Here is a 21316-nt window from a genome sequence, read left to right on the forward strand (position 1 = left end):
ATGCCGCGTAGGTATGTCGTTGTCACCTCAGCGACAGGTTCCGGCTATAAGGATAGATGACGTGAAATTGAGATGGTTTGCTTTTTTGGTTGTATTACTTGCGGGCTGTAGTTCAAAACAGGATTACAAAAATCCGCCGTGGAATGCTGAAGTTCCGGTTAAACGCGCAATGCAATGGATGCCGATCAGCGAAAAAGCCGGTGCGGCCTGGGGTGTCAGTCCACAATTGATTACCGCGATCATCGCCATTGAATCAGGTGGAAATCCGAATGCGGTCAGTAAGTCTAATGCGATTGGCCTGATGCAGTTAAAAGCCTCTACGTCAGGGCGTGATGTTTATCGTCGCATGGGGTGGAGTGGCGAGCCGTCAACCAGCGAGCTGAAAAATCCTGAGCGCAATATCTCGATGGGGGCCGCATACCTGAGCATTCTTGAGACCGGGCCGCTGGCCGGGATCGAAGATCCGCAGGTGATGCAATATGCGCTGGTGGTATCGTACGCCAACGGTGCGGGCGCGCTGCTGCGAACGTTCTCCTCCGACAGGAAAAAAGCCATTAATAAGATAAACGATCTCAGCCCGGATGAATTTATTGAACATGTTGCGGATAATCATCCGGCGCCGCAGGCTCCGCGCTATATCTGGAAGCTTCAACAAGCGCTGGATGTGATGTAATTCAGGTGATGCTAATCGCGCACCTTATTCGACTTTTCCCGGGCCTCGCGCTCGAGGGAAAAAATAATCCGCTGTAGGTTACGCTCCACCGCCGGGCTGACGTTGAGAAAACGAAAGCTCAGGCGGGGAGTGGTAATTGTTTCGTTTTTCCCGTCGATAACTTTGCGTTCGCTAATGGAAATTAGCTGGGCGTCCACCTGATACACTCCCCATTGCTCCATGTTCAGTTCAACCTGTGAAAAGCGCATGCCTTCTACCAGTCCCTCTGGTTTTGCTGTTTCTAACAGCCCGCCCATACCGCCAAGAGACAAATCGAATAAGCGAAAACACAGCGTGCTGTTATCCGGCATTTTTACCGTGCAGCGATAGGGGGGATGCAGTGGAGCACCGATACGGAAATATTCCCGACGCTGGACGAACCACAGAGATGGCGGCAATGATGAGATAAATGCGGGTAGCCGCTGGTATTCGCCTTTTTTCAGCTGTGGCAGGGTGAACTCCACTTTGGCTCCCTGCGTTTCGGCGATAATCGTAATTTGATTGGCTCGCTGCACGGCCTGGTTTTCATATTCCTGACTACCAAAATCCATGATCAGTTCGTCCGGGCTGACCGCCAGTATTTTGCTGATGAACTGGCCACCTGACCAGGAGATACGCAGCGGAACCTGCTGCGAATTTAAGTCCCGGAGTACGCCTAACACCGCTAACGGATTTTGCTTCAGGAACTGCTCATTGTAGTTACTCACACCTAATGACTCCTGGATGCCTGGTTTATCGTTGGATTATCGGCATCAATCAACGGAACTTAATACAAATGGATGAAATTTTTTACCAAACCCAATGAATTAAGTCTGAGGGAAAAAGCACGTAGCGATGGCTTGCCTATACTTAACGTGCTGGCGCAAGAATGTCTTGCGCGTGCGTTCACTGGAAAGAGGGCCTGGAAATGGGAATTATTACCTGGATTATTTTTGGTCTGATTGCGGGGGTTATCGCCAAACTGATTATGCCGGGGCGCGATGGCGGTGGATTTATCCTGACCTGCATTCTCGGTATTATCGGTGCTGTGGTCGGTGGATGGCTGGCTACGATGTTCGGTATCGGCGGCGATATCAGCGGGTTTAATCTCCACAGCTTCCTGGTGGCCGTGGTCGGCGCGATTGTTGTGTTGGGTGTCTTTCGGCTTGTACGACGAGATTAATCGAACGGCCCCTGACGGGGCCGTTTTTCTGCATTGTTAAGTCAGAACTGATACTCAATACCCGCCCAGTAATTACGCCCCTCTTCAATAAATCCTTCACTGTAAACGTACTGCGTATCGAACAGGTTATTGACCGAAGCGTTAACGCTAAACCCGTGGCCAATGGCGTAATCAGCGCGCAAATGGGTAATGGCGAAACCAGCGGCTTTCTGCGAGCCGTCGGTATTGCTATAGCTTGACGAACGGGCCTCTTCGGACAGCGTAATGCTGAGTGGCTCCCACGGTTTCAGCGTCATCCAGGCGGTCAGGGTTTGCGTCGGCAGATCGGTAATCTTACCGATATCGCTGCGTTTGGCGTCCGCATGAATAAGGCCGTAGCTCAGCCCGACGTCCAGCATATTAAAAACTTTACCTTTAACGCCTGCATCCAGGCCGGTGTAATCCACCCGACCACTGTTCTGATTCTGGATGGTATCGGCATCAATATTGTGCGAAAGAATCGCGTCGCTGATGCGGTTGTAATACACGCTGGCTTCGAATCCCCAGTTCTGGCTAAGTGAACCATTCCATGTCAGGTCCACGCTGCGGGCGCGCTCCGGTTTAAGCTGTGGATTGACCAGGGCTACCTGGTTATAGGCCGGTTTCGAGGTCGTGTAGCGTTCTTTTAACGTTGGGAAACGCGTTCTGTCAGAGTAAGACAGCGCTAATGTGTCTGAATTTTCAAAGTGGTATTTGGTCATCACCTGCCAGTTAAAGGCCGACTGATTGTTGTCATCGTAGTGCGTGACGCTGCCGTTTTTCTCGTGCTTCATACCTTCCAGACTGTCTCGCCAGTCATAGCTTATTCCCGCCACCACATCGACATTATCCGCCGCAGCCCACTGGTATTCACTGGCCACGGACCAGGTGCGGTCTTCGTAGCGGTCGTAAGCCGCATTCGGTGCGCCTTTCTCGCGGTGAACATCGTCCTTCCAGTTCACGGCGAAAGAGAGCAGATCGTTTTCTCGCATATCCGCAGCGAGCTGCAGGCCAGCCCCATCGCTATAGTCCGAATAATGGCTGTAGCTGCCTTTCTTATTTTTCAGATCGGCCAGCGAGTTGTACATCATCAACGTATTTTCAAAGGTGTCGCGATACAGACGGCTTTTCAGAGTAAAACGGTCGCCCAGATGCGTGGTTCCCTGATAGTAATAGCTCTCTTTATCGTATTGTGGCCATTGCCAGTAGCGTGATTTCTGGCTGCTGGTTCCGGCGTACGGTGGATTATCTTTTTCACCGTCCTGATTTATATAGGTCAGCACATATTCATCATCTCCACGAGGGGTAAAGCCCAGCTTCACGATGCCACGCTTGTCATCAGCGGAAGAGTTGATCATCTTGCCGTGACTGCCCGCAACCGGGTTGTCCACGCCATGCGGTAATCCAAGAAAATCCTGCTTCAACTGACTGCCGCTGAGCTGGATATAGCCGAGATCGTTACTGGCGCCAAATGAAGCGTGCATATCGTGGGCGTTGTCTTTGCTGCGACTCCAGCCCTGGCGATAGCCAATGCTGCCTTCAAGCGGTTTGGTCGGTTTTTTTGTAGTGATATTGATGGCACCGCCCATCTGGTTTGGCCCCTGCAACAGAGACGAGTAGCCTTTGGAGACTTCAACCGAAGCGATATCGGATGTCAGAAAACGGCCTAAATCGAGGTTGCCGTCATAGGGGATGTACACCGGCACGCCGTCAAAAAAGACGGGAACCTGACGGCTGTCAAATCCGCGCACTTTTACCTGTTGCTCGTTGCGGTTGCCTGACTTTTGCAGCACGACGCCGGGGACGACGCTCAGCGCCTGCGCCACGTTCTGTTTATCCAGCTGTTGTATCGTTTCCTGGCCGAGAACCGTGGTGGTTGCCGCGGAGACCGGACTAGACCAGACGGTCATGTTTTCGCTTTCCTGCCCAGCAAAAGCACTGTGCGCGAAAGCAAACGACAGGGCTGTGTAAAGACAACTTTTGTTGAAATTCATTATTTTTAGTCCATTTTTTGATGTTATAGGCCACGTGCGTCCGGGCTCAGGCTCACTTTGATATCCGCAGGTGGAGCGTAGTAAGGCGCGGAAGTGATAAAGAGTCTGATACCGCAGTCGAGATAACCCGCCAGCGAGGCGAGGGTAATGCCGCCGGTCAGTGCCAGCGTGCAATGGGGGGCCAGAGCAGGGGCCTGACGGGCAATTTCTGCCGCCTGCTCGGGGGTAAATTTGTCGAGTTGTAGGACATCAGGGGCGGCGCGTAGGGCGGCCAATGCCTCATCTGGCGTATCCGCTTCGACCACGATCTTTTTTTCTGGCGCATGGCTGCGTAAGCGCGCAATCGCGCCTGTCCAGTCGTTTGGGTTGGTAAGAAAACGGCGGTGATTAGCAAACAGCAGTACCGTTTCGGCGCATCCTCCCCGATGGATAATGCCCCCGGCGGCAAGTATTGCCTGAGTCGCCAGTAAACGCGTACCGGGAATGGCTTTGCGGGTGCAGGCAATCTGCCCATCGGGATAGCGTTGATGCAGCATGCTCAGCATCTCGACGAGATAGCCCGACACGCCGCAGCTCCACTCCAGTACATTTTGTACCGCTTTCCAGCCCTGGTGCAGCGCCGCCGCCGGTCCGTGTGCGCGAATCAGTCGCTGTCCGGCGTTCGCCCGTTCGCCATCAGACAAAATATCGGTGACGGTTAATCCCAATGACGTCAGCATTTGTCTGGCAACAGCGGTACCGCTAACGCATCCGCCCTGGCGATGGTTAAACTCGATGACGCCTGGTTGGGCGCCGATACCCAGCGCGCGGGTGGTCAGATCGCCGCCCTGAATATCTTCCAGCAGCAGCGCGTCAGTTTGCGCCTGCGAAAAGTAGATCATCGCAGCGCCTCCCGCGGGATGCTGTCCCACCAGATAAGCGCCCAGTCACGGCTGGCGGGGGCAATAGCGCGTGGATCCTGCTGTTGATACCAGTTTTCCAGACGTTCGACCTCGTCGGCGCTCAGTTCACCCATACTCCAGCGCACGTTTTCCAGAAAACGCGTCCAGGTGCTGTTGTCCTGCTGACAGTTGGGACCGCGGATAAAATCAACATGCGCGTGGATCCCCATCTGATACAGAACATTAAGCGCATAGATATAGTTGGGCAGTTCAATCACTTCGCGGCCAAGTGCGCGCTGAATGGTGGGAGAAACGAAAGATGAACTGACAAGGTGGGTGGTATAAACCCGCAGCCGGGCCTGATTATTCAGCTTGCTCATTGCCTGGCGCATATCGGCAACCAGCGTGGAGCGCGAGGCGACGGCGATATCGCACTGGGGTAAATCATCCCAGTGCTCTTCCCAGGCTCGTTGCACCCATTGTACGTGACGGGCGTTCATTTGTGCGGCGCGGCGGGCAGCTACGCTCAGCATTCCCTGGCTGTAATCTACGCCGTAAATTATTGGCATTTTTTTAGCCAGCGCCAGCGAGACTGTACCGGGGCCGCAACCCATATCAAACAGCGACTCTGCACCTTGCAGGTCGATTTTCCCCAGCAGTTGCAACAGATAGCTGTCGGTTAATGAGGCGCAATTCTCCGCCATTTTTTCCGCACGTTTGTCCCAGTGCTCCGGCTTTTTCTCGGTTCTGTTCGCCAGCTGTAATTGCTTACGGTAAAGATCGGCAAAATCAATGTCGTCAATGAGCATGAATATTCCTTAATTGAGTGAACCATAAAGATGGTGGGTAATTTGTGACGGTGTAACGCGATACAGCGCGGCCAGGCGGTCGGCGGCGAGCTGATGTTCAGGCAGACCCTGCGACACCTCGCCGTTTGGTTCAACCCGTACCACGCTGTCGGCGATTGCCCGGGCGTGCAACGGGTGATGGGTCGACATCAGCAGGGCCATACCGGAATTTTTCAGCGTCACCAGCGTGTCGAGCAGACGGATTTGATGCCCAAAATCAAGGCTGGATGCGGGTTCATCCAGCAATAAAAGACGCGGACGTTGCGCCAGCGCGCGAGCGATCAACACCAGTTGCCGTTCGCCGCCGCTCAGGGTGTTCCAGCGTCGAAGTGCCAGGTGAGAAATCTCCAGCATCGCCAGTTGCTGATGCGCAATTTCACGCTCTTTAGCGCCGGGAACCGCAAATGCCGCCAGTTGCGGGGCCAGTCCCATCATCACCATGTCCAGCGCGGTGAAGGCAAACGCGCCGTCGTGCGCCTGAGGAACCCAGGCGATGGCTGCGGCGCGTTCCCGATCGCTGAGATGATTCACCGCGACGCCATCAAGCAGAATGTCACCGTGAAGTGGCGGAAGAACGCCGAGAATGGTGCGCATCAGGGTGGTTTTACCGCTGCCGTTAGCACCAATCAGACAACAGACAGAACCGGGCGAAACCTGAAAGGAGATATCGCGTAACACGGGTTGTTTACTGTGGTATCCCAGCGACGCGTGGCGCACGAGTAATAGCGTCATGGGCGGTTTCCCCGCAGCAAAAGCAGCAAAAAGAACGGTGCGCCAATAAATGCAGTCAGGATCCCCAGCGGGATTTCCGTGCGGCTCAGCGTGCGGGCGAGGGTGTCGGTGAGCAGGAGTAAAATGGCGCCGATCCCCATGGACACCGGCAGTAACTGCTGGTGGTTATTCCCGCTGAGGAGTCTGCCGATGTGCGGCACCACCAGTCCAATCCAGCCGATAATGCCGGCAATGGCGACGGTACAGGCGGTGACTAACGTTGCGCAGACGATCAGTCCCAGCCGCAGTCGGGAGACGTTGATCCCAAGCGATCGGGCTTCATCATCCGACAGGGTGAGCAGGTTCATGCGCCAGCGCAACAGCAATAACGGGACCAGTCCAGCAAGGATCAGCGGTGCTGAGAACCACAGATCGTGCAGAGTAATTGTCGATAAACCGCCGAGCAGCCAGAAGGTGATCGACGGAAGTTGGGTATACGGGTCGGCCAGCGTTTTGATGAGCGAAATTCCCGCACCGCAGACCGTACCCAGCGCAATCCCGACCAGCACCAGTGTTAACACCGGATCGTGACGCTTGACTCGCCGGGTAATCAGCCAGACACCGGCGACCACTAACAAACCGCCAGTGAACGCATACAGCTGAATAAACAGGATTGGTAGCCCCAGCAGGATTGCCGTACAGGCGCCCAAACCGGCACCGGCCGCCACGCCGAGGATATCCGGCGAAACCAGTGGGTTACGGAACATTCCCTGATAAGTGGTTCCTGCGCCAGCCAGCGCTGCGCCGAGTAACAATGCAGCCAGAATGCGCGGCAGTCGGATTTGCCAGAAGACGATTTTGTCCTGCATCGGGACGCCATCCCTGCCCGCAATAAGATCCACGACCTGTTGTGCATCGAGGCGATAAGCACCCGACACCGCGGCGATGCTCGCGCAAAGCACCACCGTCGTAATCATCAGAAAACCGAGGGTAGATGTTTTCATCAGACGCTCACCAGTTGTTGATACTGTGCGTCGCTTAACGTGGTGTGCCAGAACAGTTCACTGTAGCGCTGCATATCGGTTTTAAAGCCCGCTTCAACCTGTGGATCAAGCCAGGCATGCAGACGGCGTAACCCCAGCAAACGATTGATGCCGGGAGGCGCGTCCAGCCAGCCAAACGGCAGGCCGCTGAGAAACAGAATGCGCCGATCGGCAACCGCTTTGACTCCTTGCCAGACGGGATCTTCTCGCAGGTACTGTGCCGTAATCGCATCCTGTACCAGAATAATATCGGGCTGCCAGCTCAACAGGTTTTCCATTGAAACCTGCGCCAGCCCGTGCAGCCCAGGAATTTGCGCCACATTGTGTAATCCCAGTAGTTCTGCCGCTTCGGTATGCAATGAACCTTGTAATCCTGTTTCAAGTCCGCGGGCGCCGCGCGCGGCATAAAAACGCAGCTTTGCTGCGGGAGAGTGTGAAAACGCGAGGGCTTCATCAATAAAACGCTGGGCCAGTTTGGCCTGAGTCCTGGCCCGTGTTGCGACTCCCAGCGCTTCACCTGCCGCGAGTAGCTGTTGCGGGCTGAGCCGCAGTTCGCCATTAATCAGCAGCCAGGGAATTTGCGTTTGCGCATTCACTTGTCTGGCCTGAGAAAGCCAGGTTTCATCGGCATTGCCGCAGTCAATCACCAGGTCGGGTTTAAGCGCCAGTAGCGCTTCAAGCGAGAGTGTGCTGGCGCGCCCCGCCAGCTTGCCCAGTTTCGGTAAAGCCCGAATGTCTTCGTGAAACGGGATGGCGGTCTGACGAGAAAAATCAAAGGATGAAAAACCAACCAGTTTTTCCGGCGCGACGGCCAGCAGCAGCATGTCGGCGGGTGCGCCTGCGCTGACCACGCGTTGGGTCGCCTCTGGCGCTGGGTGGCCTCCAACGGCAACGGTTAGCGGCGTTTGAGCCAAGGCGGGAAGATGGCGTAGCAGCAGTGCAGATGCCACAAGCTGGGCAAACATCCGTCTTGTCAGTGGCATAATTGTTATCCTGAAGGTGATAAAATCGCTATATATTTACATATACAGCGAATAAAAACATGTTCAGAATCAATTTCTCACGGATGAAAACCCGGAATACCCCATAAGGGCTAGATGGCGTAGAGACAACAGGAATGGCGAAATATAAGCCTGAAAAAATCCGCGACGCAGCGCGGATTCGGGGAGTAAAACGCTTCAGGTAACGGCATTAAGACGTCGGCTGAGCCTGTTTTTTAGGCTCGACTGGCGTGGTACTTGCCGGGGCCGGGCGCGATGCGGGCACGCTGTCACAGGGCTTTTCTTTGGCGCAGATCAGGTCGAGCATTTTTAGCGTTACGCCGTTGGTCCAGCCAAAACCATCCTGCAACGGATATTCGCCGCCGCCTCCGCCAGTGCCTGTGCTACTCACGTCATACTTTTCAACCAGCTTTTTCTCACGATCGTAGGTGTGCTGCACGTTGGTGAGGAATCGCCAGGTCACGTCCATGGCGACGTTATCCTGACCGTAATTCTGTAATCCCGATGCGGCGACCCACTGGAGCGGGGCCCAGCCGTTGGGAGCATCCCACTGCTGGCCGCTTTTCACTGACGTGGTGGCCAGGCCGCCGGGTTGCAGCAAATGCGCCTGGGTTGCCGCGGCCACTTTACTGGCGCGATCTTTTGCTGCTGCATTGACATACAACGGGAACAAGGCGGCGGCCGTGAGTTGGTTACGTACTTTGTGGCTCTTCAGATCGTAATCGGCATACCAGCCTTCTTTGTCGTTCCACAGGTGCTTTTCGATCCCTTTTTGTCGGGCATTAGCGAAGCCTTCATATTGTGCAGCTTTGGCATTATCCCCGGCGGCCTTGCTGGCGAGGGCGATCATCTTTTCCATTTTGTACATCAACGCATTGAGATCGACTGGAACAATGCTGGTGGTGCGTAGGGTGCCTAGTTGATTGGGGTTATCCATCCAGCGGGAACTAAAGTCCCAACCCGACGCGGCGGCAGAACGCAGGTCGCGGTAGATTTCTGTGGCCGGTCGGTTCGGATTGCTTTTCGCTGTGGCGATATCCTCCACCCAAGACTCTGGCCGCGGCGTATCGCGGTCATCCCAGTAGCGATTCAAAATGGTGCCGTCATCCAGTTTAACCACGCGCTTATTCTGCTGACCGGGCTGGAGCGTTTCGACGCCTTCCATCCAGTAGGTGTATTCTTTGAGCATCTGCGGGAGGTATTTTTTCAGCGCGTCATCCCCGTCATGCTGCGCCAGCAGTTCCACCATAAAGGCAAAGAATGGCGGTTGAGAACGGCTCAGATAGTAGGTGCGGTTGCCGTTAGGAATGTGCCCCCAGGAATCAATCTCGTAAGCGAAGTTTGCCACCATGTCGGGGACCTTATCCCAGTGATTGCTCTCGGCAAGCCCCAGCATGGTGAAATAGCTGTCCCAATAATATATTTCGCGAAAACGCCCGCCAGGCACGACATACGGTTCCGGGAGCGGCAGCAGAGAGTCCCATTTTTCAGCGTCGGTTGTCGAACGAGTGAGTACCGGCCACAGTCCGTCAATATGCTCGCGCAGCGATTGCCCGGCTGGAGGGACGTATTTCTCGCCAGCTTTCGGCAAGGTGAAATTCACTTCCACAAAATGACGTAAGTCGAATCCGGACTGATTTTTCTGCATCCGGTAATCGGCAAGGATCATTAATGGATCGCTGTTAGGGACGGCGTCAGCAAAGGTTTTCTGGTCAGGAAACAGTTTGGCCGTTTGTACATCGTTAAACAGTGGGCCAAGCAAAATATCAGGCGGCTGAGGCGTTGCGGTTGGCGCGTCCTCGGCGTTGACGGCAAAAGAGGAAAGGGCAAAAAAGGTGCTTGCGAGCGTCAGTTTTATTGCAACAGAGAGCAGGCCTGGATGGCGAGTTGCAGGCGTTATCATCGGTTAATCTCCTTAGGGTGTGCCGAAGCAGCGGCATTTACCATGAGAAAACCTTAGTTCAGGATCGACCGTTGCGCGTGATCGACGCCCCATTTTGCGAATAAACAGACATTTCCCGACGCGAATCGAAAAGATGCACACCCTTTGTCGGCAAAGGGCGTGCAACCGACATCAGTCCGCGCGGGTTATCCGCTGGGCCACGCTGTCAAGGGTCAGGGTATCACCCATCGTGATACTCTCGATGGCCTCGCCTTGCTGACATAACCAACATAACCCCATTGCACGGGCGATAATCGCCGGGTGGGACGCTTCGCTCCCGTCCCGCAGGCAGATGCCTTTGATGGTCTTCGGATCGAGTTGCAGCACCGTAGATGGATAGATGACCTCCGCGACCAAAATAGTGGGGCGGATGAACGCGGGAATTTGTGCAGTCTCTCCCGTTAAATACTGCAGTGAACGAGACAACAAATCTTCAATATCGATGTATCGCGCCTGCAGGTAAGGATCGTCGAGCTGTAAATACTGCTGGCTGAGATCGCTCAGCACCTGATGCCAGGCCCAGGCCGCGCTGCACTGCGTTTCACGCATTAGATCACAAGCCATATCGAACAGATCCGGATCGTCCAACAGCGTGTGGTGACCGGAGAAAATAGCGGCGATATCTGCGGAATATCTCTCTTCTGCAAGCGCGGTTAGCTCGCTTAAGTCGTTCAGCGTGCTTTGGATAGCGACCCGTAACCGTTGCTGCTCAATCTGGAGTGAGGCTACAGGCTGCTGGCTTACCTGTGGTGAGAACGGTGTGTAACAGAATGCCGTCCCCGTGACCTGTGAGGGAACCTTCGTCACCACGGTATCAGCATGCGCGGGCTCGAGCGATTCACCAAAATTCTCAGCCGCCAGCTGTTTGAATGCGGCCAGTGCATCCTCTGCCTGTTCGCCCTTGGCAATCAGGCGCAGCGTGTCGTTACAGCGTACCTGCAGCAGGGCAATCTGATTCAGGCTATCAGGGACGACGCACTTGCCATTTTTCTCCAGCCACATATCGGCGTTAAAGCCAGACAGCGCGGAAACCAGCCGTGAAGCCGGACGCACATGAATGCCGTTTGGGTTTTTCACCACAATGGCCACTGAATGAGCATCTGCATCGGGCGCGAATTCGGCAGATGTCGGCTTTGCTGCAGATGGCGAAGGTAAACCCAGTTGCTCACATTTGGCGTCGAGGGCATTCATGGCATCACAGATGACCCGCTCGATGTCAGCACCTGCGGCAGCGCTAACCGTTGCGGCGAGCGTGCCTTCGACCAGCGGCGCGGCGCACAAACGTACTTTGGCGGCAATGGCCGGATCGAGCAGTTCCAGCGCGGTTTCCGCACTCAGTAGCGCACTACCGATATCCATCATCACCAGCACGTGATCCGTATCGGCCACGGACTCAATGGCTTCCATCACCTTGATAGGATCGGTACCAATCGGATTCTCAGGATCGTCAATGCCTGCGGCAATAGCGATTTTGCATCCATCACCCATTAACATCTGCCGGGCTAGCGCGCCGACGCCTTCGCCCAACTGGGCGCTGTGAGAAACAATAACCAGGTTTACCATCGCTTTATCCTTACTCTCTGGACGCCTGAGCCAGCATTTGCATCATAAACATTACGGACGTTGCGCCGGGATCCTGATGCCCAATGCTGCGCTCACCGAGATAGCTGGCGCGGCCTTTGCGGGCCTGCATGGTGATGGTGCTTTGCGCTGCTGCTTCCGCTTGTTGGCTTGCCGCTTCCAGCGCCGCCTGTACGCTCAGCTTTTGCTCGCAGGATTGGCGTAAAGATTCCACTACCGGCAGCCAGACATCGCACATGGTTTTGTCGCCAGGTTCAGCTTTACCGCGGCTAATCACACCTTCTGCGCCATCACGAATCATTTGATACAACTCCTCAAGCGTCAGGCTTTGATGAGCCTGGGTCACCTGGGCGGCGCGGATAAAAAAGGTACCAAACAGTGGACCGCTGGCCCCCCCGACGCTTGAGAGCAGCACCATGCCGGTGTTTTTCAAAATAAAACCAATGTCTTTATCGGCGATGGACGGCAGCTTTTCGACGACTTTGCTAAAGCCGCGGTGCATGTTCAGACCGTGGTCGGCATCACCAATTTCCCGATCAAGACCGGTGAGAAAATCACTTTCGGTGGTGAAGATCTCACCGCAGCGATAGAGCCAGTTAACAATTTGTGTTCTGTTGAGGGACATCATGTATCTCCTTATTTACCCCAGTTGAGAGCAGGGGTGTGAACCGGTGCATCCCATAAGCTCAGCGTGTCGTCATCCACCTGTAACAGGGTGATTGAGAAGCCGGTCATATCCAGAGAGGTACAGTAAGAACCGATCAGATTGCGCTCAATGACGATGCCGGCGTCCTGGCAACGGCTTTCGAGGCGGTTATACACGCCGAAGAGTTCTGACAGCGGCGTCGCACCGAGATTATTGACCAGCGCAATGACGCGATCGCCGCTTTGCAACGCGCGTTTGCTTTCTTTGCCTTCCTGCCACGCGCCCTGAACGTTGTCCCAGTGGCGGAGCGTACGGCTGTAGTTGCCGTTTTCCAGCAGGGTATCGAACATTTCATCAACGGTCTGATCGAGGGAAGTGAAGGTGCGGCGGTCAATGCCCGGTTCCCCGTGGATACCCACGCCAAACTCCATTTCGTTATCCTGCAACGTGAACGACGGTTGTCCGGCGGCCGGAACGGTACAGGCGCCAATGGCTATCCCAATGGAGTGGCCCTGGTTATTCAGTTTACGACCCAGCGCCGCACAGACTTCCAGTGAGTCACCGCGTTCGGCGGCAGCGCCGACCAGTTTTTCGATCAATACGGTATTCGCCACACCACGACGACCGGCGGTATACAGACTGTCTTTCACCGCCACGTCGTCATCCACTACCATGGTGGTGACTTTGACGCCGCTTTCATGCAACAGCTCGGTGGCGGTTTCGAAATTAAGAATATCGCCGGTGTAATTTTTGATGATCAGCAGTACGCCTTCGCCGCCATCAATTTGCATGGCGCATTCGAACATTTTATCCGGCGTGGGTGAGGTAAAAATTTCACCCGGGCAGGCACCAGAGAGCATGCCCTGACCAATATAGCCGCAGTGCATAGGCTCGTGTCCGCTGCCGCCGCCGGAAAGCAGCGCCACTTTGCCCATTACCGGCGCATCTGCGCGGGTGACATATACCGGATCCTGATGCAGTGCCAGGGAAGGATACGCTTTCGCCAGTCCGGCGAGTTGTTCAGTCAGTACGTCTTCAACACGGTTAATCAATTTTTTCATTATTTATGCTCCGCAGACAGTCCTGGATGGCTGCCAGATTCGGGCAGGCATCTGATGTAGGGTATCGGGTTATACAACGCCACGGCGACTGCTCGCTGCCGATAAGGTAATTTTGCACACGGGTTGGCAAAAGAAAATTGCTGTAATGGGCGTTTCAATACGAAACGTAGCAACATAATAATGTTCCGTATTGGAACGTCATGGTGCATAAAACAGCGAAAATGAGAGGTTGGGCCGTATTTGGCCGGGAAGCTGATTCACGGGTGTTTAGGGAAAACAAACCACCTGCAGAGCAGGTGGTTTGTAGGCAAGGTCGATTTCGGCGTTAGCCCGGATAAATTCCGCGATCTTTACGTGCCAACAGAATGCGTTCGCAGGCAACAATGTAGGCTGCCGTACGCAGTGAGCAGGATTTCTCTGCCGCTTTTTCCCACACGTGTACCATCGCATCGGTCATTATTTTGTCCATGCGATTGTTAATCTCTTCTTCGCTCCAGAAGAAGCTAGCCATGTCCTGAACCCATTCGAAGTAGCTGACGGTTACGCCGCCGGCGTTACAAACAACGTCTGGGACAACCACGATACCGCGGCTTGCCAGAACGTCGTCGGCATCCGGATAGGTTGGGCCGTTAGCGCCTTCGAGTACCAGTTTACAGGTAAGCGTTTCCGCGCGGTGACGGGTGATCTGGCCTTCGAGCGCGGCCGGGATCAGAATATCCATCTCCAGGCTCCAGAAGGCTTCGCTGGCAATGGTTTCAGCGCCCGGAAAACCGGCAATCTGTTTGTGCTCCAGTTGCCAGGCAGACAACGCGGCCATGTCGATACCCGTTGAGTTAAACAGCGTTGCGGTGTGATCCTGAATCGCGACCACGCGTGCTCCTGCTGCCGCGAACAGGCGGGCGGCTTCGCTGCCGACGTTACCAAAACCTTGCACCGCTACGCGAGCGCCTTCAACGTCGATGTTGGCACGACGCGCCACTTCCAGACCGCTGACGAAAACACCACGACCGGTGGCTTTATCACGGCCTAACGAGCCGCCGAGGTGAATAGGTTTACCGGTGACCACGCTGGTCACGGTGGTGCCGTGGTTCATGGAGTAGGTATCCATCATCCAGGCCATTACTTTTCCGTTAGTCCCCACATCCGGCGCAGGAATGTCTTTCTGCGGCCCGATGATAATGCCGATTTCGCTGGTATAACGGCGGGTTAAACGCTCCAGTTCACCTTCGGAAAGCGAGAACGGATCGACGCGCACGCCACCTTTCGCACCGCCGTACGGCAGGTTCAACGCTGCGCATTTGATGGTCATCCATGCGGACAGGGCCATCACTTCATTAAGATCAACATCAGGATGATAACGCACACCGCCTTTGCCTGGCCCGCGGGAGAGGTTATGTTGCACGCGATACCCTTCAAAATGACGGATAGTACCGTCATCCATCTGCACCGGGATATCGACAATCAGCGCGCGTTTTGGGTGGCGCAGGGTATCCACCCAATGGGAAAGTTCGCCCAGGTAAGGGGCCACACGCTCGATTTGTTGCAGGTAGGTATTCCAGGCAGATGTGCTGCTATCTGAAGCGTAAGATAACTTATCCATGATAAACCTTAGTTATAAAAGTAATATGTTCTTAATTTGGCCGTGGTATACAGTGAATCACACCATATGAACCTAAATTTAACATTTATTTCATGGAATGGCCTGTCCGGCTAACACGGTTTATCGGCATGAAGCGTGTGGGCTTTAGCTGAGAAGTGAATAGTTATTCTTTGATTGTGCGGATATTTCGGTTATTTTGCTGACTGGATAATTTAATATGCATGATTTATAAAAATCGCAATTTGTCAGATTTATGACGCACCTCTAAAAGTAAATAATATGATAATAAAATGTATTTGCTTTATTGCGATTAAGCTGGGGTCAGTAGGTCACGGCGATGGTAACGGTATCAGCATAATTGTCAGGCGTGTAGTTCGCGCTGGGAACGGTGGCGTAAACCGGGTAGGTGGTGGTGGTTCCCGTACCGTTGCCCGCGACGGTATTGAGCGATGAATTGCCCCAAACCGTACCGGACGGCCCCGGCGTCGAGCTAAGCTGGTAGGGGACCTTGTCCGTATTTGACCCCGTGCCGGCCATCACGCTGCTGCCTGCCGTATTGCCGTTAGAGGGCTGAAGTCCGATGGTGTAAGGCGTGTTATTGGAACATGCTACGCCCACGGTATTTGAAGCCGTTAGGTTACGCCCGGTCGCCCCGGCGGGCGCAAAGCTAATATTGGTTGCAGAGGTGATATTGCACTGTTTGCTGACCGTCGCCGATACGGTGAAGGGAAGTCTGGCGGCAACGGTATCGCCACAGGTGGTCGGCGGGAAAAGCAATCCAGGATTGAGGGTGACAAGGGCTGTCGCCGCCGTATAGCTATCCTGATAGCTTCCGGGGACCGCTGAGGTTTGTGGCGTGACAATCTGCGCTGATACCGTGAGTGAGCCCGTCACTGGCGTCAGATTCAGCAGGTTAAGCTGTACCATTGGAAAAGTTGTTCCCGACTGATACTGACTCCCCCAGACTTTGGTGTGTCCGGCATCCTGGTAAAGCTGGTATGCCAGCGTTCTGGCAGGTGTTCCGTTTAATGACATATTTCGAGGTGTCACCTGGCCACTGACGGCTGAGGCGCCAATATTAAAACAGAGGTTGATCCCTGCCAGCGCGTCGCCAAGCTCTTTGGTGCAGGTGTAGTTGAACGTCATTGATGACGTTGCGCCTGTTGCAGACAGCGGATTGACTGAGCCCAAATTTATGGGTTGCACATTACTCACCGAACAGGTTACGGCATGGCTAATCGCCGGACAAAAGAGTACGGCTGCGATGAGTAACAGATGCCTTAACCTCATGAGCGCACTCCTGTTAGTGTGGCCGGCAAACCAGTGGACCTATTTGCACAATCCCTTTTGCGGAAGCGGGATAGTCAAATTGCACGCGACAACTGCCGGTGTCTGTCTCAACGCGTAGCGCGTTGTGCTGTTCCAGCGTGTCGAACCAGGTCATCCCATCAAAACCAACGACAGACGATTGTCCTGTTTCGTTGATAGCGTATGCCATGCTGCCTTCGGGAATGGGTTTACCCTGATTGTCGACGAGGATGACCTGCGCAGCGCGTACCGGGGTAATGCCAAAGCTAACCAATGTACCGGAACGATCGGCAGGCGTTGCATTCGCCTCAACGCGCGCGATCCGCATATTGGCGGGGAGATCCATTGGGTCAATACTGATCAGGTTTTTTTGATAACTGTTCAGCGGCGTGACCAGCAATAGCCCCTGGTCGTCGCTGCGACCAATCAGGTTATTTTGTAATTTAATCGGGACGTCAGGAACGCCGTCAGTTGATACGACGGCAAAGCCATTGTTGATTTCACGTGCTGCAAACAGGCCGCCTCCCATGGTAACAAGCGATCCGGTGGCGCCTGCGTAGCCGTAATGGTTATCCGGTAAACGGCTGAATCCCGCGTACGCTTTACCATAACGCCCCAGATATCCCACTTCTCCCTGACCGCTTTGCCGGGAAGCCTGCTGACTGGCGGCCAGATTCCAGCCCCAGCCGCCGTCGGCAGGAGGCGTCAGGCTGGCGTTGAGCTGGTAGCCGGTCTCATCATTGGTGTGTTGTAGGGTGCTGCTGGCACTTAGATTATTATCAGTGGTCATTGTCACCATCAAATAGAGACTGCGATCGCGGTTATCGTCGATGTTTTGGTTGAATCCGGCATTCAGTGAAATGTTGTCGGTAATCGATTTGAACCAGCTGGCGTTGGCGTAGCGCACCGCATTTTCGTGCGGATAACGAAACTGCAGGTAACTCAGGCTGACATTACCGGCAGCTTCCAGCGAATAGCCAATGACCGTATTGCTGTTAAGCGTCGGTGGCGGCTCGCCATAATGGGTGGCGACATCACGATAATCGCCGGAAGTGGCCGTCGTACTGGTACTGAAATTAAACCGTTCGCCGGACCAACGATAACCAAAACTGTACAGAAAACCGTTCTTTCCTGAGTCGGTACTTGCGGCAACTGAGGTCGAAAACGTGCCGCTGCGGGTGCCTGGGATCCAGTCGTTACTGAAGCCCGCGTTAATCAGTCCATCGCTGGTTTCAGCGTGAGTCCCGGCGGTGAACGTATTGCTAAACCCCCGACGCCATGTACTGCTCAGTACCGGTGCGCTGGCATAATCAAAAGAGGAGTAACCATAGTTTTCGCGCACTGTACCCAGTTCTGCAGACCAGGCAGTTAATCCTTCCCGCAGGAGTTGCTGATCGTTGTAGAACGAAAAATTTTGTACGCTCGTTCTGCCCAGCGCATCCGTCATCATTACCTGACCCGTTCCCGCGCCGCTGATGTTCGGCATTGTGTTGATCTGAAAGCTACCCGCGGGGACTTCTCCGTTGTAGTACCTGACGCCGTCGACGTACAGCTCAACGTTTGACGGCAACGTCGCGGAGCCAAGATATGCAGGGAGCGGGGTGGTTGGCATATAGGGCCGCAAACCAAAATCGGTTCCTATCTGAATGCCGCCGATACGCGTCGGCCGGGACCAGATAAGTGAACTGGTCAGGGTATCGCCAACGGTTACCGCCAGCATCGTTTCGGGAAATGACGTACGCCAGCTGGTATCGAGTCGCTCAACGCTGTTATCCGCATTTTCCTCGGTGGAATACTGCGTCAACTGGGTGGTGCTGAGCACGCCTGCAGCATTGAAAGCGCGTAGTTCGCTGAAGGTATTTATTGCGCTTTCATCCCCCTGTTGGGTATAGATATCGTAATTGAGCAGCCCTCCGCGTGATGTTGTCGCCGTCGGCGCGGTCTCTACGGGGGAGTTAAGCTGCGTGGTCGCAAGATCGAGTGAACTGAGTGGCGCAGTAAGCGAAAGCGTTTGCAACTGAACGTTATAGTCAATCGTTAGCTCGGGGATATCGTTCAGGCAGACGGCGTGAGTGGCGTCAGGCGCAAAGCGAAAGCCCATTTTTCGCAGGGTATCTGCCCCAGCATAGAGCTTTCCATTATCGTAACCCAAATGCACCAGCCCAAGGGGATTCCCATTTAAGGTGACGTCGAGATACAAATTGACCCCCACGAGCTGCGCTGCGCCATTAATAACACCATCTTCGTTCTGGTTATTATTCAGCGTTTGTGCGCAAACCATTCCCGATATTAATACTCCATTGAGAAAGCAATATTTCACCAGAAGCCAGGATCTGTTACAGATCTTGTACTGTTTTTTGGCCATTGATTGTGACTTCAACTTTCCCGCCATCATGAGTATTACTGGCCGACGGGGAGACTATCCAGCGCATTGTTGAGCCGGGTAAAACGTAGCCTAACAGTCCGGGCGTAATAACTTTTTTAGCACCGTCAGGGCTTATAAATGTTGCAGCAGATAATTGTGCATGCCCATTTCCCTGGTTACTCACTTCAATAAATTTTTTGCCATCAAGCTGTTGTAATTTCCATTGCAATTTTGCCTGCGTTTGCGCCGCTGATGTTGGTTGAATGAAAACGGGGACGGAATAATGCAGCACAAACTGAAGCTTATTTTTTTCTACTTTTGCAGGCGGTAACTCATCTATCGATAACCGATAACTTCAATCTGGTTTACCGCAGGGGCAACGTTGTTGAAGGCGATAAGGTCGGCCAGTCTGTCAGGATGGAAGTTGCTGACGCCAATGGCGCGAATTTTTCCTGCCTGTTGTAATTCTTCCATGGCACGCCATGCCCCATGGACATCACCGTAAGGCTGGTGAATCAGATACAGGTCAACATAATCAAGTTGCAGACGATTCAGGGAGCGTTCGAACTGGGCTTTAGCGCCTTCGTAATGAGTATCCTGCAGCCACAGCTTGGTCGTTACAAAGAGTTCGTTACGGGCGATACCGCTTTGTTTCAGAGCGTTCCCAACCTGGGTTTCATTCTGGTAAGACGCGGCGGTATCGATCAGGCGGTATCCCGTGTCGATGGCATCAATCACGGCTCTTTCGCATTCAGCGGCATCAGACATTTGAAACACACCAAAGCCCAGCAGGGGCATTTCAATACCGTTGTTCAGTTTTACAGTTTGCATGACGTTATCCTTTGGCTGTTGTCGAGGAAAAGCATAACGCAAAGTTATTTATTCGATTAGATGGGGTAATTAGCTAGGGTGAATCGACACGGGTTTAACAGACACCTCAGAGTCATTTAAGATGGCTTAAAGAGAGGTGCCCATGAGCGGTAAGCGTTATCCCGAAGAGTTTAAAATTGAAGCAGTCAAACAGGTTGTTGATCGTGGTTATTCTGTTTCCAGCGTTGCAACACGTCTCGATATCACCACCCACAGCCTTTACGCCTGGATAAAGAAGTACGGGCCGGATTCCTCCACTCATAAAGAACAGTCAGATGCTCAGACCGAGATCCGCCGTCTCCAGAAAGAGCTGAAGCGGGTTACTGACGAACGGGACATATTAAAAAAAGCCGCTGTAGATTCAATTGGTCAACGCAACAGTTATGTGAAAACATGGGGTTGCGGAGGTTTTTTGAATGAGACGAACATTTACAGCAGAGGAAAAAGCCTCTGTTTTTGAACTATGGAAGAACGGAACAGGCTTCAGTGAAATAGCGAATATCCTGGGTTCAAAACCCGGAACGATCTTCACTATGTTAAGGGATACTGGCGGCATAAAACCCCATGAGCGTAAGCGGGCTGTAGCTCACCTGACACTGTCTGAGCGCGAGGAGATACGAGCTGGTTTGTCAGCCAAAATGAGCATTCGTGCGATAGCTACTGCGCTGAATCGCAGTCCTTCGACGATCTCACGTGAAGTTCAGCGTAATCGGGGCAGACGCTATTACAAAGCTGTTGATGCTAATAACCGAGCCAACAGAATGGCGAAAAGGCCAAAACCGTGCTTACTGGATCAAAATTTACCATTGCGAAAGCTTGTTCTGGAAAAGCTGGAGATGAAATGGTCTCCAGAGCAAATATCAGGATGGTTAAGGCGAACAAAACCACGTCAAAAAACGCTGCGAATATCACCTGAGACAATTTATAAAACGCTGTACTTTCGTAGCCGTGAAGCGCTACACCACCTGAATATACAGCATCTGCGACGGTCGCATAGCCTTCGCCATGGCAGGCGTCATACCCGCAAAGGCGAAAGAGGTACGATTAACATAGTGAACGGAACACCAATTCACGAACGTTCCCGAAATATCGATAACAGACGCTCTCTGGGGCATTGGGAGGGCGATTTAGTCTCAGGTACAAAAAACTCTCATATAGCCACACTTGTAGACCGAAAATCACGTTATACGATCATCCTTAGACTCAGGGGCAAAGATTCTGTCTCAGTAAATCAGGCTCTTACCGACAAATTCCTGAGTTTACCGTCAGAACTCAGAAAATCACTGACATGGGACAGAGGAATGGAACTGGCCAGACATCTAGAATTTACTGTCAGCACCGGCGTTAAAGTTTACTTCTGCGATCCTCAGAGTCCTTGGCAGCGGGGAACAAATGAGAACACAAATGGGCTAATTCGGCAGTACTTTCCTAAAAAGACATGTCTTGCCCAATATACTCAACATGAACTAGATCTGGTTGCTGCTCAGCTAAACAACAGACCGAGAAAGACACTGAAGTTCAAAACACCGAAAGAGATAATTGAAAGGGGTGTTGCATTGACAGATTGAATCTA

Annotated in this window: 18 protein-coding genes and 2 pseudogenes; 4 read left to right on the forward strand and 16 right to left on the reverse strand. The window is 53.5% G+C overall.

Annotated features, from left to right (window positions below):
- Positions 1 to 61: 61 nt before the first annotated feature.
- A complete protein-coding gene (emtA, locus tag HV037_RS10945) occupies positions 62 to 673 on the forward strand; it encodes a membrane-bound lytic murein transglycosylase EmtA (protein WP_016153365.1) in 612 nt (203 codons plus the stop codon).
- Between the two features lie 11 nt (positions 674 to 684).
- Here the strand turns inward: emtA and ycgR are convergent, their stop codons facing one another.
- Entirely contained in the window at positions 685 to 1419 is a 735-nt protein-coding gene (gene ycgR / locus HV037_RS10950) for a flagellar brake protein YcgR (protein WP_181500328.1), read from the reverse strand.
- A gap of 200 nt (positions 1420 to 1619) precedes the next feature.
- On the opposite strand from ycgR, the gene HV037_RS10955 reads away from it, so the two are divergent.
- Positions 1620 to 1874, forward strand: a complete 255-nt coding sequence (locus tag HV037_RS10955; RefSeq protein ID WP_016153363.1) for a GlsB/YeaQ/YmgE family stress response membrane protein — start codon at positions 1620 to 1622, stop codon at positions 1872 to 1874.
- Between the two features lie 41 nt (positions 1875 to 1915).
- Here HV037_RS10955 and HV037_RS10960 read toward each other — a convergent pair whose 3' ends face one another.
- From HV037_RS10960 to HV037_RS11030, 15 genes and pseudogenes are all read right to left on the reverse strand, one after another.
- A complete protein-coding gene (locus HV037_RS10960) occupies positions 1916 to 3886 on the reverse strand; it encodes a TonB-dependent receptor (protein WP_016156778.1) in 1971 nt (656 codons plus the stop codon).
- Positions 3887 to 3909: 23 nt separating this feature from the next.
- Positions 3910 to 4767 (reverse strand): ModD protein, encoded by an 858-nt coding sequence (modD, locus tag HV037_RS10965; protein ID WP_016156777.1) that lies wholly within the window; start codon positions 4765 to 4767, stop codon positions 3910 to 3912.
- Entirely contained in the window at positions 4764 to 5576 is an 813-nt protein-coding gene (locus HV037_RS10970) for a class I SAM-dependent methyltransferase (protein ID WP_016156776.1), read from the reverse strand. Before HV037_RS10970 ends, modD begins: the two co-directional genes overlap by 4 nt.
- Before the next feature lie 9 nt (positions 5577 to 5585).
- Positions 5586 to 6347, reverse strand: coding sequence for an ABC transporter ATP-binding protein (locus tag HV037_RS10975; protein WP_131346189.1), 762 nt, complete (start codon positions 6345 to 6347; stop codon positions 5586 to 5588).
- Positions 6344 to 7330 (reverse strand): iron ABC transporter permease, encoded by a 987-nt coding sequence (locus tag HV037_RS10980; protein WP_016156774.1) that lies wholly within the window; start codon positions 7328 to 7330, stop codon positions 6344 to 6346. Before HV037_RS10980 ends, HV037_RS10975 begins: the two co-directional genes overlap by 4 nt.
- Complete coding sequence (locus tag HV037_RS10985; protein WP_016156773.1) at positions 7330 to 8352, reverse strand: ABC transporter substrate-binding protein; 1023 nt, start codon at positions 8350 to 8352, stop codon at positions 7330 to 7332. Before HV037_RS10985 ends, HV037_RS10980 begins: the two co-directional genes overlap by 1 nt.
- A gap of 208 nt (positions 8353 to 8560) precedes the next feature.
- Positions 8561 to 10273 (reverse strand): alpha,alpha-trehalase, encoded by a 1713-nt coding sequence (locus HV037_RS10990; protein ID WP_181500329.1) that lies wholly within the window; start codon positions 10271 to 10273, stop codon positions 8561 to 8563.
- A gap of 171 nt (positions 10274 to 10444) precedes the next feature.
- Positions 10445 to 11875, reverse strand: coding sequence for a dihydroxyacetone kinase phosphoryl donor subunit DhaM (gene dhaM, locus HV037_RS10995; RefSeq protein WP_016156772.1), 1431 nt, complete (start codon positions 11873 to 11875; stop codon positions 10445 to 10447).
- Positions 11876 to 11885: 10 nt separating this feature from the next.
- Positions 11886 to 12518, reverse strand: coding sequence for a dihydroxyacetone kinase subunit DhaL (dhaL, locus tag HV037_RS11000; RefSeq protein ID WP_016153354.1), 633 nt, complete (start codon positions 12516 to 12518; stop codon positions 11886 to 11888).
- An 11-nt stretch (positions 12519 to 12529) separates the two neighbouring features.
- Positions 12530 to 13600 carry a dihydroxyacetone kinase subunit DhaK gene (dhaK, locus tag HV037_RS11005; protein WP_016153353.1) on the reverse strand — a complete coding sequence of 357 codons (1071 nt, stop codon included), beginning with the start codon at positions 13598 to 13600 and terminating at the stop codon, positions 12530 to 12532.
- 325 nt (positions 13601 to 13925) lie between these two features.
- Positions 13926 to 15200, reverse strand: a complete 1275-nt coding sequence (locus HV037_RS11010; RefSeq protein ID WP_016153352.1) for a Glu/Leu/Phe/Val dehydrogenase — start codon at positions 15198 to 15200, stop codon at positions 13926 to 13928.
- Between the two features lie 321 nt (positions 15201 to 15521).
- Positions 15522 to 16490, reverse strand: a complete 969-nt coding sequence (locus HV037_RS11015; protein WP_181500330.1) for a spore coat protein U domain-containing protein — start codon at positions 16488 to 16490, stop codon at positions 15522 to 15524.
- Positions 16491 to 16503: 13 nt separating this feature from the next.
- Positions 16504 to 18789 (reverse strand): fimbria/pilus outer membrane usher protein, encoded by a 2286-nt coding sequence (locus HV037_RS11020; protein WP_181500331.1) that lies wholly within the window; start codon positions 18787 to 18789, stop codon positions 16504 to 16506.
- Between the two features lie 55 nt (positions 18790 to 18844).
- Positions 18845 to 19165, reverse strand: a complete 321-nt coding sequence (locus tag HV037_RS11025) for a hypothetical protein (protein WP_249414971.1) — start codon at positions 19163 to 19165, stop codon at positions 18845 to 18847.
- A 59-nt stretch (positions 19166 to 19224) separates the two neighbouring features.
- A pseudogene (locus HV037_RS11030) lies at positions 19225 to 19704 on the reverse strand (aldo/keto reductase); the annotation flags it as partial.
- A 142-nt stretch (positions 19705 to 19846) separates the two neighbouring features.
- Between HV037_RS11030 and HV037_RS11035 the strand changes: the two are divergent.
- Together HV037_RS11035 and HV037_RS11040 are read left to right on the forward strand one after the other, a co-directional pair.
- Positions 19847 to 20095 (forward strand): annotated as a pseudogene (locus HV037_RS11035) (transposase); the annotation flags it as partial.
- A gap of 64 nt (positions 20096 to 20159) precedes the next feature.
- Complete coding sequence (locus tag HV037_RS11040; RefSeq protein ID WP_001254932.1) at positions 20160 to 21311, forward strand: IS30-like element IS30 family transposase; 1152 nt, start codon at positions 20160 to 20162, stop codon at positions 21309 to 21311.
- Positions 21312 to 21316: the final 5 nt, after the last annotated feature.

Origin of the sequence: Citrobacter sp. RHBSTW-00017, assembly GCF_013797615.1 — a bacterium.
Lineage (GTDB): Bacteria > Pseudomonadota > Gammaproteobacteria > Enterobacterales > Enterobacteriaceae > Citrobacter > Citrobacter braakii.